The 15,322-nt window shown below is 36.9% G+C and carries 11 protein-coding genes and 1 riboswitch; of the genes, 4 read left to right on the top strand and 7 right to left on the bottom strand.

The window, feature by feature from the left end; translation table 11 throughout:
- From ACM46_RS01390 to ACM46_RS01405, 3 genes are all read left to right on the top strand, one after another.
- Positions 1-477, top strand: a complete 477-nt coding sequence (locus tag ACM46_RS01390; RefSeq protein ID WP_048504828.1) for a hypothetical protein — start codon at positions 1-3, stop codon at positions 475-477.
- Positions 478-1,101: 624 nt separating this feature from the next.
- The gene (locus tag ACM46_RS01400) at positions 1,102-1,590 is read left to right on the top strand and encodes an SMI1/KNR4 family protein (protein WP_048504830.1); all 489 of its coding nucleotides are present in this window, start codon (positions 1,102-1,104) and stop codon (positions 1,588-1,590) included.
- Positions 1,591-1,816: 226 nt separating this feature from the next.
- Positions 1,817-2,200, top strand: a complete 384-nt coding sequence (locus ACM46_RS01405; RefSeq protein ID WP_131707525.1) for a hypothetical protein — start codon at positions 1,817-1,819, stop codon at positions 2,198-2,200.
- 306 nt (positions 2,201-2,506) lie between these two features.
- Here the strand turns inward: ACM46_RS01405 and ACM46_RS01410 are convergent, their stop codons facing one another.
- Positions 2,507-4,000 carry a RagB/SusD family nutrient uptake outer membrane protein gene (locus ACM46_RS01410; protein WP_048504832.1) on the bottom strand — a complete coding sequence of 498 codons (1,494 nt, stop codon included), beginning with the start codon at positions 3,998-4,000 and terminating at the stop codon, positions 2,507-2,509.
- Positions 4,001-4,018: 18 nt separating this feature from the next.
- On the bottom strand, positions 4,019-6,952 hold the full coding sequence (locus tag ACM46_RS01415) for a SusC/RagA family TonB-linked outer membrane protein (protein ID WP_048504833.1): 2,934 nt from the start codon (positions 6,950-6,952) through the stop codon (positions 4,019-4,021).
- Between the two features lie 83 nt (positions 6,953-7,035).
- Positions 7,036-7,133: riboswitch (SAM riboswitch) on the bottom strand.
- A gap of 234 nt (positions 7,134-7,367) precedes the next feature.
- On the opposite strand from ACM46_RS01415, the gene ACM46_RS01420 reads away from it, so the two are divergent.
- Complete coding sequence (locus ACM46_RS01420; protein WP_048504834.1) at positions 7,368-7,778, top strand: type II 3-dehydroquinate dehydratase; 411 nt, start codon at positions 7,368-7,370, stop codon at positions 7,776-7,778.
- Positions 7,779-8,139: 361 nt separating this feature from the next.
- Here ACM46_RS01420 and pckA read toward each other — a convergent pair whose 3' ends face one another.
- The 5 genes from pckA to bshC all read right to left on the bottom strand — a co-directional run bounded on the left by pckA (position 8,140) and on the right by bshC (position 15,309).
- On the bottom strand, positions 8,140-9,756 hold the full coding sequence (gene pckA, locus ACM46_RS01425; RefSeq protein ID WP_048504835.1) for a phosphoenolpyruvate carboxykinase (ATP): 1,617 nt from the start codon (positions 9,754-9,756) through the stop codon (positions 8,140-8,142).
- Between the two features lie 127 nt (positions 9,757-9,883).
- Positions 9,884-10,789: a GYDIA family GHMP kinase gene (locus ACM46_RS01430; RefSeq protein ID WP_048504836.1), complete on the bottom strand. Its 906-nt coding sequence runs from the start codon at positions 10,787-10,789 to the stop codon at positions 9,884-9,886.
- Positions 10,790-10,797: 8 nt separating this feature from the next.
- Positions 10,798-11,673 (bottom strand): ACP S-malonyltransferase, encoded by an 876-nt coding sequence (fabD, locus tag ACM46_RS01435; RefSeq protein WP_048504837.1) that lies wholly within the window; start codon positions 11,671-11,673, stop codon positions 10,798-10,800.
- A 70-nt stretch (positions 11,674-11,743) separates the two neighbouring features.
- Positions 11,744-13,684 carry a LysM peptidoglycan-binding domain-containing protein gene (locus ACM46_RS01440; RefSeq protein ID WP_048504838.1) on the bottom strand — a complete coding sequence of 647 codons (1,941 nt, stop codon included), beginning with the start codon at positions 13,682-13,684 and terminating at the stop codon, positions 11,744-11,746.
- Positions 13,685-13,722: 38 nt separating this feature from the next.
- Positions 13,723-15,309: a bacillithiol biosynthesis cysteine-adding enzyme BshC gene (gene bshC / locus ACM46_RS01445; RefSeq protein WP_048504839.1), complete on the bottom strand. Its 1,587-nt coding sequence runs from the start codon at positions 15,307-15,309 to the stop codon at positions 13,723-13,725.
- Between the last annotated feature and the right edge of the window lie 13 nt (positions 15,310-15,322).

The following is a 15,322-nucleotide window of genomic DNA, read 5'->3' on the forward strand; positions in this document are numbered from 1 at the left end:
ATGAATTACAAAATATTATTCCCTTTTTTAGCTTTTTTTTTCCTACAATGTAGATCTCAGAAAATAAACGATGTAAACTTTAAGTATGGTAAATTATTTTATCAAGATTCTACAATAATAGAAAGCCATTTATATAACAGTGTAACAGGATTATACGAATATAAGAAGAAAAATTTCGGATTTGGAGAAGACGAAAGTGTAACAGCAACAATAAAACTCACTGAGAAAGAGTTAAACGACATTTATAACTTGTATGTTTCTCTTAAACCCAAACACCTTACTGAGTGCATCTTTAATGATAATAAACTTTTTTATAAATCATATGTTATATTCAATTCAGAAAAAAATAAATTATCACCTGAATGTACTACTGGAAAACAAGAAGAAAATAATAAAATAAAAATCAAAATACTCAAGTTAATAAAGTCTTCTCCTGCATATAAAACTGCATTTTATTGGGAATTCATTCGAAAGTAAGAAATTGACAAGGAAGTTTGCTTCCAATAGTGAATTTAAATAAACAATTACAGGCTATGATTATTCTCAAACCTTCTTCATGTCCAGAGACCTATGCATTATAAAAGATAATAATTATAAAGAAAATAGAATCATATAACAGTAAAACAGGATTATATTACAAAGCTAATTGTGGATCCTATTCTGCACCCTTTGAAGCAGAAATAGTAATTCCTTTAACAAAGCAAGAAAAATCTAAAATTTGGAAGATCAAAAATGAATCAAAGAAATATACTTTAGAAGACTGTACCATGATTGAAGATATTACTATCAAATCAAGCTTTTATTTTCATAATGAAAAGTTAGCGAAAAAATGTACAGAAACACAATCTGAGAAAAGGCTGTTTATAAAACTTAATATGCAATTAAGACTAATCTTAGAATCAAAGCAAGAATACCGAAAAGCATTTTATTGGGAGTTTATAAAGAAATAAAAGCTGAACAAATTGGTTGAGAAAAAGAATTTGGAGTAGAAAATCAACAAACTGATGCATTAAATGAGAGTTAAAAAACAAACAGCAGATTGTAATAGAGGTTGTTCCGCCGGAGAAGAAACAATTTAAGATCAATTGAGTAAATACATTCATGAAAATAGATCATTTAAAACAAAGATTGACCAAATTAATTAATTTTTGGAAAAAACAAGCCATTCCGGTATCCTCAAAGTCAAGACAAGAGATTGATGAATTTCAGAAAAATAATAACATCCATTTACCTGAGGATTTTGTAGAATTTTATTCAGACCTGAATGGCATGGAAACGCTTTATCCTAATGAAACCGATGAAGAAGGTTTTTTGTTTTATCCTTTGGAAGCTGTTATTCCAATAAGCAACAAATTTAAAGACTCTAGATTAATCAATAAAGAACATATTTTCTTATTTGCAGAATATATGCATAAAAGTTGGTGGTACGGTGTAGAAGTAATAAATGCTAATAATTACATCATTGGAATTATTCCTGAAAAAGATTTTTTTAAGCCTATCACTAATTCATTTGCAGATTTTATAAAGTTATATATGGATGACTCTCCAAAACTTTATGATTATTCATCATCACTATTCAACGGTATATGACCCTAAGTATGACTTTTATATTCTAACTTTCGCAAGAATAATACATGTACAAATGCAATTAATAACACAAAACTATGTAAGTACAAATTTTACTGCTTTACTATTTATTTTATTAATGTTATCCTGTGATAATAAATAAAAGAGAGATGAACAAATTGCAACCTCTATAATCAATCAGAATTTTGAAATCCTAATGGATTCCGTTTCATATTTTGATTTATCAAAAATGTCAAAAAATTCTATTAAGGACAATATCGTTGTTACTCTAAATGCTGAAGTGACAACGATGGATGTAAAAGAATCAATAGAATTATTTAATGCCAAGTTTAGCCTTAAAAAGGAAAAAACAGATCCTATCTTTTTTAAAATAAAAAAAATACCTTTAAGTAGAATTGACAATTATCCTATTACCCTGGTTTCTGATTTCCAAAAAAACCAAGAGACAGTTAACGTTAGTTTTACTAACTTTTCACTTGACAAATCTAAAAATTTTGCTTCTGTAACTGTTATTAAAAGCAGAGGAATAGGAGCAAAATTTGAAATTTATTATTTTAAACAGGTAAATGGTAAATGGATTTTTGAAGGTAAAGAACTTATAGCATTGGGATAATGGGTTTACAATTTTTTGAATTGAGAAAATGCATATAACAATACGGGAGCAATTAAAAGCTTTTTGCAGGGAATTGTATCAGGAGGCCTAAGCTCTGCATTTACTGGATCTAATTTCTTGGGAGGAATCATCGGTGGAATATCCTATAAAACTAATATATTTGAAAATAAAGTAACTTCAACACGTCAGTATAAGCAGGCTTTTTAATGATAATAAGTTCATTAAAAATCTCTTCAAACCTTTTCAATACACAAAAAAGCCACCGCACTACACGGTGGCTTAAAAAATCAAATCTAAAATAAATAATTACAGATTAGGATTATTCTCAAACTCCTTCTGCGGAATACTGAACAGATAATACTTACTGTTTGGTGCAAAAGCAGTCTGGTCTGGGAAATTGAAGACGGAATGTCCTCTTCCGTTTACTGTTTTCACCGTTCCATCCGGAGTGGTAATCTGAACTTTTATAGGCTGCCCGTCGGCATCTACAAATGGTTTTCTTTCTACGGTTCCCTGTGTTCTAATAATATCTGAAAGGGAGAAACCTTCTCCGAAAAGCTCTTTTCTTCTTTCAATAAGAATTTCTTTTATGACATCATTCTGGGCGAGAGGTCCTGCATAAGCATTGGCATTTCTGGCTGCTTTCAGCTGGTTTAAAACAGTCACCGCATTGGTCACGTTTCCGATTCTGGCCTCTGCTTCCGCTTCAATCAGATACATTTCAGATGCTCTCATTAATACAATATCTGCGATAAGTCCCGTTTTAAATTTAAACTTGGAATATCTTAGCAGCCCTTCCCTACCCGGAAGTCCATCCCACTGAAAAAGCTGAGATCTGATATCATTGGTATCAAAAAGATCTTTAAAATAAGGATCTGCCATAAAGCTGTAATAATAGCTTCCTGAAGAAGACACATCAAGATAATGGAAGGCATAGCTCGCTCCCGACTGCTCCTGAGTCTGTCCGTGCCCCCAGATCCACTCTCCGTTGCTGATGTCATTGAATCCTTCCTTATATTTTTCAGGAACCATTAAAGGATAACCTGCTCTGGCAATTTTAGCAGCTGCGGCAGCTTTGCTCCACTCCCCTGTATTCAGATACGTTCTTGCTAAAAGTCCGTTGATAACAGCTTTGTTAATTTTATCCTTATTATCTCTTGTGTAACCGGCCAGAAGATTATCAGCCTCCGTTAAATCGCTTTTGATCAGGGTATAAATTTCTTCCAGACTTGCTCTCTTATTCGGAACAGAAGTAATGGTGGAAGGTTCCGTATAAATAGGAGCCGTAAGCGCATTCTTATCTTTCAAATAACTGAACTGATAAAAACTGGCCAGATTCAGATAACAGAAAGCACGCAATGCCTTAGCCTGTCCTTTTACCTGTGCTTTCTTCGCCTGGCTTCCTTCCGTCTGATCAATACGGGTAATCACATTATTCATGTTATTAATAGTGGAATACAATGTTGACCAGATAAACTGAGGACGTGAGATGGTATTATTGATCATCTCTGTGAATGCGTAGGCAGAAGGAAAACCATATTTATTCGTAAGGACTGCCACATCGCTTCCCATCGCATCACTGGTTCTCAAAACCGTTGAGTATCCAATATTCGCATAGGTAGGCCCGTCATCATTAAATTTGGCCCAGGCCCCGTTGATAACCGATTCTGCACTTTCTGCAGTTTTGAAAACCTCTTCACCGCTCGCCTGATTGGTAGGAGCCGTATCCAGCTCATTTTCACAACTTGTCAGAGACCATACTGCGATCAGGGCAAAAGATATATATTTTAATTTTTTCATTGTTTCAATTTTAAAAGTTTAAAGGGTAGCCTGAAGACCGAAAGTGATTGTTCTCATCGCAGGATATCTGTAATACGTGGTTCCGTCCAGAGCCTGCTCAGGATCCATTCCTTTGTGCTTGTAGAACGTCAGAAGGTTTTCCGCCTGCAGATAGATTCTGAATTTTTTCAGTCCAAGCTTCTCAAAATAATCTGATGGAAGGGTATACCCTAGACTTACATTTTTAAGCCTTGCATAGGTTCCGGAATATAAAAATCTTGAAGAAGTTGAATTCCAGTTATTGGTTGTGGTACTCAATGCAGGAACATCTGTATTCGGGTTTTCCGGAGTCCATCTGTTCAGCATTTCTGCACTCCAGGCACGTCCTGCAGAATTTCCGCTGGATAGTAAAGATGTATAATCCGTATCAAGGATTTTTCCACCAATACTGAAAGTCAAAAGACCTGAAAGATCAAAGTTTTTATAGGTCACATTGGTACTAATCCCTCCTGTTAACTTGGGCAATGCAGAACCCTGGAATGTCCTTGTTGCTTTTGCGTATTCAGAAGTGGTTCCGTCTACCGTATTTCCGTTAGCATCCTGATAAATGTATCTCCACAGAGGTTTTCCGTTTGATGGATCTACCCCTTTCCATTCCTGAATATAGAAATCATAAATGGATCCGCCTACATCGAGACGTTTACTTCCTGTAATTACCGATCCTTTCGGAAGTTTTGTAATTTTATTCTGCAAAGTACTCAGGTTTACATCTACATTCCACTGTAAATTGTCGTTCTTGATAGGCGTTGTGAATAATGAAAATTCAAATCCCGTATTCTGGATGGTTCCTACGTTGAACGGGAAATCACTGATTCCCAAAGACGGAGCTACCGGCATATTAAACAAAAGATCCTGGCTTTGTCTCTTAAAATACTCTACATTACCCTTCACTCTGTTATTCAAAATCGCAAACTCAAGACCTACGTTTAGATTAAGGTTGGTTTCCCATTTAACATCATTAGTCTTTACTTTTTCAAGAACGGTTCCCGGCTGGCCAAGGTTGTTGTAAAATCTATACAATTCCTGATAAGCGTAATACAGTGAAGACCCATTCGGTTTTCTCAATTTGTCATTCCCTTGACCTCCGTAACTGGCACGAAGTGTAAGCTGATTGAAGAAATTCAGGTTTTTGATAAATTCTTCATTCGAGACTTTCCACGAACCTCCCACAGACCAGAATTTTCCCCATCTGTTGTCTTCGAAGAATCTTGAAGAACCGTCCGCTCTTCCAGATACCGATAAAAAGTAAGTATTGTTAAAATCATACTCCGCTCTTCCCAGAAAACTCAACAGGGTGAATTTATCGCTGTTTCCGCTGAAACTTCCTAACAAAGCGGCAGCATCCGGCTCATAATAATAAGGAAGAGAAAACTGACTTCTGGAACCTGAAATGGTCTGATAATCATATTTATAAAATTCCTGTCCTCCTAAAACATTGATGTGATGTTTCCCAAATTTCTTATCGAACGTCAAAATATTACTCGTAGTGTAGGAAAGTGTTCTGCTGTTTGATTTTGTGACAGACCCTCCTACTTCACTTCCCTGCCCGATAAGTGGATTTGAATAATAATGACCATTGTAATTCACCAAATCAACGGAAAAACTCGTCTTAAATTTAAGTTCGGGAAGGAAGGTAAAATCTAAGAATCCTTTTCCTGAAAAATTGTCTTCTTTATTTTCATTTTTATCCAAAGGCAGTGTTGCTGCAGCATTCTGATTTTGCAAAGCACTTGTAGGTCTGTATTTCCCAAAATCATAGATTCTGTTTCCGTCTGCATCCAATCTGTAGCTTCCGTCCGCATTCCTTTCATAGTAAGGATAAAAAGAAGGAACTACTCTTGCTGCCTGGATGATATTATCCTGTCTGGAATCTGAAGATGGCGGTGCGTTCTGGATGCTGTTCGTATAGCTTAAATTCACTCCTGCATTCAGCCATTTTTTCACTTCAGAATTAATCTTCAATCTGGTTCCAAATTTTTGAAAGCCTGATTGAATCGCAATTCCTTTATCGTCCAGGTAACCTAATGAAAAGAAATAGTTGCTTTTCTCGCTTCCTCCGCTGATATCGAAATCTACCTGACTTCTGGAAGCCGTTCTTTGAAGGATATCTCTCCAGTCATCATTCCATAAAGGTTTTGCTCCCGGAAGAAGTTTTCCGTCTGTACCGACAGGTTTCGGATAAGCCGTTCCGTAAGGATTTATACCGAGTGCCGTAACAAGGTTGTCGCTGGCCATCTGCCCTGCCTGCTGTAAAGAGATCTTGTCGGATTTGTAACCATTTCTCAAGGCTTCCCAATACAGTTGAAAATATTCGTCTGTACTGACTTGTTTATAATCTTTTACCGCTCTGCTTGAAAATCCCTGACTGATATTGAAATTAACTCTTGATTCTCCTTTCTTACCTGACTTTGTTGTAATGATAATAATTCCGTTAGCTCCTCTTGAACCGTATAATGAGCTTGCAGTAGCATCTTTCAAAACACTGATGGACTCGATGTCGTTAGGGCTTATGGAATTGATGTTTCCGTCAAAAGGAATTCCATCCACCACATACAGAGGGTCACTGGAAGCACTTATTGATCCTACTCCTCTAATTCTCACGGAAGCTGTAGAACCCGGCTGCCCTGAAGCACTCACCGCCTGAATCCCCGGAACCTGTCCTTCAAGAGCTTTTGTAATGTTAGTAACCGGTCTGTTATTGATTTTATCACTGGAAATAGTCGCTACTGAACCTGTATAGCTAGTCCTTTTTGCCTTTCCATAGGCGATCACCACAACTTCATCAATTTCCTTTTCGCTGATTGTATCTTTTTTCTGCCTGCTTTCCTGTGCCTGTACGCTTATAATTCCTAAGAAAAATACCGCTACAGACGGAATCCAGGTTTTAGAATTAATTAATTTTTTACTACTCATAATCAATTTTATTTATCATATATTAAAAAGAATCCCTTTGCAGAAAAGTCAGCAAAGGGCATCGATAAATACGATTAACCAAATGCTTATTTTTCCTTTAAAGGCTGAATGTAACACCACGCACATGGGCAGGTTGTTAAGACTTCACAGGGTCAGTTCCCTCCATCTTTCTTTATAAGCCGATCGAAATATGTCTGCAAATCTAAAAACAATTAGTCTACAAAACAAGTAGACTTTAAAATTTATTATGAAATATTTTCAAAAATTAACTTAATTATTAATCAAAGTCCGCTACAGTAAACAGTTACAGGATTACGAAATAATCAAACATGATAAATATCATTAACAATAATACAATTAAGCAAAACTGTAAAAAAAAGTTCGAAAATAGAACTAAACTATTTAAATTTATAGAATGAAAGTTTTAATAGTAAACGGACCCAATCTGAATCTTTTGGGCACAAGAGAACCTGAGATCTACGGCAGTACTTCCATGGAATCCTGTCTGGAAAAACTGAGATCTGAATTTCCCTCTTATGAACTGGACTATTACCAGTCTAATATTGAAGGGGAAATGATCAACAGGCTTCAGGAGGATGATTTTGATGCTGTGGTGATCAATCCCGGAGCGTATACGCATTATTCGTATGCAATTGCGGACTGTTTAAAGAATATCAGGAAGCCTAAAATTGAGGTTCACATCAGTAATATTTACAAAAGGGAAGAGTTCCGCCAGAAGTCTGTGACGGCAGCGAGTACGGATGCTGTGTTGTCAGGTTTTGGAATGGATGGGTATAGATTGGCTTTATTGAGCTTGAAAAAATAGTTTTGTTTATTTAACCACTGATTTCACAGATTTTCACGGATGATTATGCTTTGTTTTGATAGAAATTCAGGCTGATCTTCTGGAATAAAGTTACAGTTCTAACTAGTAGTTTTATTTTATTAACCACTGATTTCGCAGATTACCACAGATGATTGTGCTTTGTTTTGATAGAAATTCAGACTGATCTTCTGGAATAAAGTAACAGTTCTAACTAGTAGTTTTATTAACCACTGATTTCGCAGATTGACACAGATGATTATGCTTTATTCTGAAAAAACTCAGGTTGATCTTCTCAAATAAAGATTACAATTCTAAAAAATATAATAAAAAAGCCTCATCGGTGATGAGGCTTTTGTTTGTATTAAGTGGTCTGCTGTTGAACTTGAGGTCCGGAAGCGATTAACTTTCTTCCTTCTTCAGTATCGCAGTACTGTTCAAAATTTTTGATATATCTTGCAGCAAGATCTTTTGCTTTTTCTTCCCATTCTGAAGCATTAGCATAGGTTTCTCTAGGATCAAGGATCCCTTCGGAAACATTTGGAAGCTGTGTAGGAATTTCAAGATTCATAATTGGAACTTGAGTTTTAGGAGCATTTTCGATTGACCCGTCAATGATGGCATCAATAATTGCTCTTGTATCTTTCAGAGAGATTCTGTTTCCGGTTCCGTTCCATCCTGTATTTACCAGATAAGCTTTAGCACCGTGCTCTTTCATTTTTCCAATTAATGTTTTAGAATACATTGTTGGATGAAGCGTAAGGAAAGCTTCTCCGAATGCCGGAGAGAAAGATGGTTCCGGTTCAGTGATTCCTCTTTCTGTACCTGCCAGTTTGGAAGTATATCCACAAAGGAAGTGGTACTGAGCCTGGTTTTCATCCAAGATAGAAACCGGAGGCAATACTCCGAATGCATCAGCAGAAAGATAAACAATCTTCTTCGCATGTCCCGCCTTAGAAGGAAGAACAATTTTGTTGATATGGTAAATCGGGTAAGATACTCTTGTATTTTCAGTGATAGATCCGTCAGTGTAGTCGGCAATTCCGTTGTTTACCACTACGTTTTCAAGAAGTGCATCTCTTTTAATAGCTCTGAAAATATCCGGTTCTTTTTCCTCAGAAAGGTCAATTACTTTAGCATAACATCCACCTTCGTAGTTGAATACACCATTGTTGTCCCAACCGTGCTCATCGTCACCGATCAGGTATCTTTTCGGATCTGCAGATAAGGTCGTTTTTCCTGTTCCGGAAAGGCCGAAGAAAAGAGCAACATCTCCTTCTTCCCCTACGTTTGCAGAACAGTGCATAGAAGCCATCCCTTTTAATGGAAGGTAATAGTTCATCATGGCAAACATTCCTTTTTTCATCTCACCGCCGTACCAAGTACCACCAATGATCTGTAATTTTTCAGTAAGGTTGAACATAATGAAGTTTTCAGAGTTCAATCCCTGAGCTTCCCAGTTCGGGTTTGTTGTTTTAGAACCATTAATTACTGTGAAATCCGGCTCTCCGAAGTTTTCCAGCTCGTAGTGAGAAGGACGGATAAACATATTCGTAACGAAATGCGCCTGCCACGCTACCTCAACGATGAACCTTACTTTCAGTCTTGTATCTGTGTTGGTACCACAAAAGGCATCAACTACATAAATTTTCTTAGCCTCAGAAAGCTGGTTCAGCACTAATCCTTTACAAGAATCAAAATTTTCCGCTGTAGTAGGAAGGTTTACTTTCCCATCCCAGAAAATTGTATCTCTTGTAACATCATCCTGAACTATATATCTGTCTTTAGGAGAACGACCTGTGAAAATTCCAGTTTTTACCGATACTGCACCAGATTCCGTAAGCTCAGCTTTCTCAAAGCCTTGATTTTCAGGAGCTACTTCAGCCTGATATAACTCTTCATAAGACGGGTTATAGACTACCTCGTAATTTCCTTTAATCCCTAATTTTTCTAAATCCTGGATGATTTTAGCGTGTTTCATTTTACTTATATTTTCTATTTCTTTATTGGGTTCAACAAAATTAATATTAATTATTTGTTAAAGGTGGTTTAAATATAATGATATAAGTCAGAATGACAAATAAAAAAAAAGGATTGTAAAATATTGATTATAAATTAATTATATCAGACCATTGAAAAACGGTCTTAAAACCTTTTCCCCAAAAATAGTCCTCGTAGCCGTCAAATTTGGCACTCATCACAAAATCTCCGCCCCAAGCTCCCAAACTTTTAACGAAAACAGGGCAGTCTGCGAAAAACTTCTCCTTAACTGTAGGAATTTCAAGGAAATCAGAGATTTTTTGTTCATGAATCACCATCAACTGTGAAAAATTTTCCAATTCACTGCATAACAAAACTTTCTTTGTGATATCCGAAAATTCCTCAACAAGTATTTGAGACCTGGATTTCGACTTATAAAAACTGATCCCTTCCCGGCTGTCCTGTTTTTGATTTAAATGAATAAAGATCAATTCATTTTTGAACGGAGGATTGAAATCTGCTTTTTCATAAAAGATCTCCGGCTTGCTTCTGAAAAGAATAGCTGATTTTTCTTTTGCCACGGCAATATCATAACCGCTTCCGCCTAAACTGATGGTGTTTAAATGAAAAGGATCAATATCTGCCCATTCTGAAAGGTTGTTCATTAATGTTGAACTGCTGCCGAATCCGTAATCAGCGGGAAACTGAAGATTGGTCTTCAGGTGATATGTGTTGTTCTTTTTGAATTTAGTCTGAGAAAGCTGCTGAACATTCTTTAAGGTTTTCAGAATAAATTCAGCGCTTGAAGGAATATTGGTTTCCAGGATCTGCCATTCCTTATAATCTATGGCAGCTTTGAACCATAATTGGTTTTGATGATGGGCTTCCCAGAAGATCAGGGATTTTTCATCGTTTTTTTCTTCAAAAAAAAACTCTTGTCCAAGCTTGGTAGGTACCGCCAGGACAAGAGCTCCGTCTATCGCGAAATATTCAGAAGTAAGCATAAGCTTTCCAGGTGAAAATATTCCGCTCATATTTTTTATTAGATGGCTGAAGCCACTTCTGCAGAAGGATCAATTTTCTTGATCAACCCCTGAAGGGTTTTTCCAGGACCTACTTCTACAAAATTAGTAGCTCCGTCTTTGATCATATTCTGAACAGACTGTGTCCATTTTACAGGACCTGTAAGCTGAGCGATCAGGTTTTGTTTGATCTCTTCAGGATTGGTTACTGCTGTAGTTGTGATATTCTGGTATACCGGAATAGTTGCTTTTCTGAATTTTGTATTTTCAATAGCAGCTGCTAATCTTTCCTGTGCAGGCTGCATCAACGGTGAGTGGAATGCTCCGTTTACAGGAAGTAACAGGGCTCTTTTCGCGCCTGCTTCTTTAAGTTTTACACAGGCTTCTTCTACTGCTGTAGTTTCTCCTGAAATAACCAATTGGCCCGGACAGTTGTAGTTAGCCGGTACAACAATACCGCTGATCTGTGCACAGATCTCTTCAACTACTGCGTCTTCAAGTCCTAAAATGGCAGCCATAGAGCTTGGATTGGCATCACAGGCTTCCTGCATAGCTTTTGCTCTTTCGGATACCAGTTTCAGACCGTCGTCAAAAGATAGAACACCATTGGCTACTAAAGCTGAAAATTCTCCTAAAGAATGTCCGGCAACCATTTCGGCTCCAAGACCGTTCACTGCTTTTAAAGCAGCAACTGAATGTATAAATATGGAAGGCTGGGTAACCTCTGTTTTTTTAAGATCTTCATTCGTCCCATTGAACATCAGGGAAAGAATATCGAAACCTAAAATTTCATTGGCAGATTCCATTAAGTCCTTAATGTCTTTTCTAGAATCGTACAATTCTTTTCCCATTCCTACGAACTGAGAACCCTGCCCAGGAAATACAAGTGCTTTCATGTATTGATTTAAATATTATGCAAATATAAAGATTATGTTAAAAATACTCCTTTAAAAAAGCACAAATTGGTTAAGGAACTAATCTAATTACTCGGTATCCTGTGTTTACATAGGCTCCGTTTGCTTTAGACTTCACAAACTCAAACTTGGTAGCAAGCTGGGTCTGCACTTTATTCATCTGTTTAAAGATCTCTCCTTTTCTGTTTTCTCTGGTCAGCATGTCATTTACAACATCAAACCCAACGATTGCATATTTAGGAGGTGTTTTGCAGTATTTACTTTTATAGGCGGCTAAGATTTCTTTTTCGAAACTACCATCTGTATTGATCTTTCTGTCCATCAGATAGACAAGACTTGCCTGGCTCAGTTCATCTACTTTTTTCTCAAAAACCGGAGAATAGTACATACTGAATGCTTTTACGCCTTGAACTTCTTTGGAAAGAGCTACTATCTTATTGGCAAATGCATCTCCTGCGGTATCATTGTCGCTGGCCAGGATAGCAATAACCGGAGCGGACTGCCCTGTCATCATATTCTGATCCAGTTGAATCTCTGAAGGAGAGTTGACAACAATTATATTTGGATTTTTAACTGCTTTTTCCAGACCACCTTTGATGTAGCTTGCAATTTCTTTTTTGCTGTCTGCCACTACGTAAATTTTCTGATCTGAATAAACTGCTTTTACTTCATCAACAATTTTATCAGCATAGGTCTGATCGTTGGTTTCAACAATAATCAGATTGCCGTAATTATAGAGTTCCGGAGAGTTGGCAAATGGAGCCACCACCGGGATCTTCTGATTTTTGGTAAAATCCAGAACATCTATCACGTTTGATTTGAAGAATGGGCCAATGATGAGATCCGTATTGTCCGGATTAATCTGAGTCATTGAGTTTTTAAATGAAGCTTCGTTTCCGGAATCTACGATTTTAATATCCAGTTTCTGTCCGCCTCTGGCATTTCTTTCAATGGCAAGTTTAGCTCCGGTAAGAAAATCCAGTGCCATAGTTCTGTACTGGGTTTCATTGGTACTGTAGCCGAAAGGAAGCATAAGAACAACGCTTAATGCATCGCCGCTTTTCTTCACATAAGCCGGATCCTGTTTCTTGATCTTCAGAACCATTCCTGATTTAAGTCCTTTTGACAATTCAGGGTTCAGAGCGATCAGCTCATCAATTGAAATTCCAAATTTATTAACGATAGAAAATACAGTATCTCCCTGCTGAACGGTATAGGTTACATAATCATCAGCTGATGATGCAGGTGTTGCCGTTACTGTGGATTTTTCGTTTCCTGAATCTATTTTGGTTTTCGGATTTACCTGTTCAGTTGCTGAACCTGTATCCGTTTTCATTTTTTTTACCAGAATGGTTTCTCCGGGCTTCAGTCCTTTTTCTTCCAGTCCAGGATTTAAAGCATATAATTCCTGCTGACTGATTCCAAACTGTTTTGTAATTCTGTAATAATTATCTTTTGCCTGAATCACATACATAGATGCGTCTACAGATCCATTGATATCAACTCCGCTGTGAGGTTCTGTAGGTCTTGGTTCCACAGTTAGAGGGGCTGTCTGTTGATCACCACCATATTTTTTGATACTGTCGAGCGGCAAAATAATCTCATCCCCTATTTTGGTATGAGTATCGAGTTCCGGGTTTAATTTTCTAAGGTCTGCTTCAGAGATACGGTACTGTTTTGTAATTCCGTAAATAGTCTGTTTTGGCTGCAGAACAATTTTTCCCAGCTGAGCTCCTGTATGAGCAGGTTTTGCTTTTTCGGTAACAGCAGATTTGGATGCAGTATGCTTTTCAGCTTTCACGGTCACTACATCTCCAATAGCCAGCTTACCGTCTTTGTATTTTGGGTTCAGCTTTAACAATTCATCTACAGTTATCCCGTATTTTTTTGCAATATTATAAGGATTATCTCCTTTTACAACGGTGTGCGAGTTCTGGGCAGATGCACCCAAAACCATACATAAACTGGACAAAATAAAAAACCTCTTTATCATACTCGATAATTATAATTTACAAAAATACTTCTTTAAAATTAAATGGCAACAATTATTAATTTGGATTCTTGAACCACCATTTCTTCCCAACAATTTTCAAGCCATGAATAGCTATAATCTGAAAAGAATACACTGAAGTTGAATACTCTTTCCTGCCAGGTTTTGGAAGGATGTACATCCAAAAATAGTTTTTCAAGCCTTTCGAGAAGCTCACCCTGTTTTATTTTTTCTGCATGAAGCAGACGTTTTTTCATTCTTTTGAAAGATTTCAGCTGTCTTACTTCTTCGGCTTTTACCATATTCCCGAAAGACTTCTCTGTAGTTTCCGCTATGGTCTTCAGTTCTGAAAATCCTTTTTCCAAAAGGAGTTCTTTCTCTTCAAGCAAGGATAATACGGAGCTGTCCTTTACAATTTTCTGATTGGTGATCGCTGTAAAGTTTCCAAAAAAATCTTCGATATTCAGATCCAGTTTCTCAATTTTCCCGACTGTTTTTTCTTTGATGAAAAGCATTGAATTTCTAGGAATCAAAACGGGAAAAGGAATATTCACTGATGCAAAATAATCTTTGAGTTCCAGCCAATACATGATTTCTGCATTTCCTCCGATATAGGCTAAATTGGGCAACACCTTTTCCTGATATACCGGACGCATTAAAGCGTTCGGACTGAATCTTTCGGGGTGATTTTCCAGCTCCTGAAGTATTTCTTCTTTCGTAAATCTTTTGTCTGTATCTACTGCGAGGTATTTTTCACCGTCAAAATCAATTCTGTCTCTGGTTTCAGAAAGGTAGAAAAGGTTTATGTCACGTGGATTTACCTGAACTTTCCCATATTTACGGGTCAGAAAATCTACTCTTTCTTTTGAGTGCTTCTGTAAACTGAAATCGGTAAGCTCTTCTTTAAAAATATCTTTGATCTGGTTCTTAAGCTCTCTGGAATCTCCATCTATAATAAGCAGTCCGAATTCAGAGAAAAGTCTGTTCACTAAAATTTTGATAGCCTCCGTCAACGTGTTTCCTGCTTTATAAGCTTCCTTCATCATCAGGATCAGCTCTGTCCCGAATACGGAATCTTTAAATTCCTTTTCGAATTCGGAGATAAAAAAAGTATCGCTGATGGTAATTCTTCCTACCGGGCCTCCGGACTTTTCATTGATCTCATAATAATTGTTTTCGGTCTTAAAATGATTGATCTCTGCAAAGTCATGATCTTCAGAAGCCATCCAATACACGGGAACGAAATTAAAATCTGGGAAATTTTCCTTCAGATACGCACAGGTTTTAATGGTCTGTAAAATTTTATAGACAAAAAAAACGGGTCCGGAAAACAGGTTCAGCTGATGTCCCGTAGTAATGGTAAATGTATCCAGCAGGCATAAGTTTTCCTGGTTTTCTTTCTGTTTTGAAGAAAGGGTAAGACCTGAAAGCTGCTTCTCCAGCACATCGGATAAGATCTGCCTCTGATCCGTTGTAAAGGAATTCTGTTTAAGATGAATCTGATCTTTAAAGTGATCTAAAGAAAAGGTATTGTTTTCAAAGCCCTCAATTTTTTGGTTCAGAAAATCTTTGACCAGCTGAGGAATGCTTTCTATATCGTTAAATGATATCTTATTTATTGTTTTCAACTTGATTTGGCTT

Origin of the sequence: Chryseobacterium angstadtii, from assembly GCF_001045465.1 — a bacterium.
Classification (GTDB): domain Bacteria; phylum Bacteroidota; class Bacteroidia; order Flavobacteriales; family Weeksellaceae; genus Chryseobacterium; species Chryseobacterium angstadtii.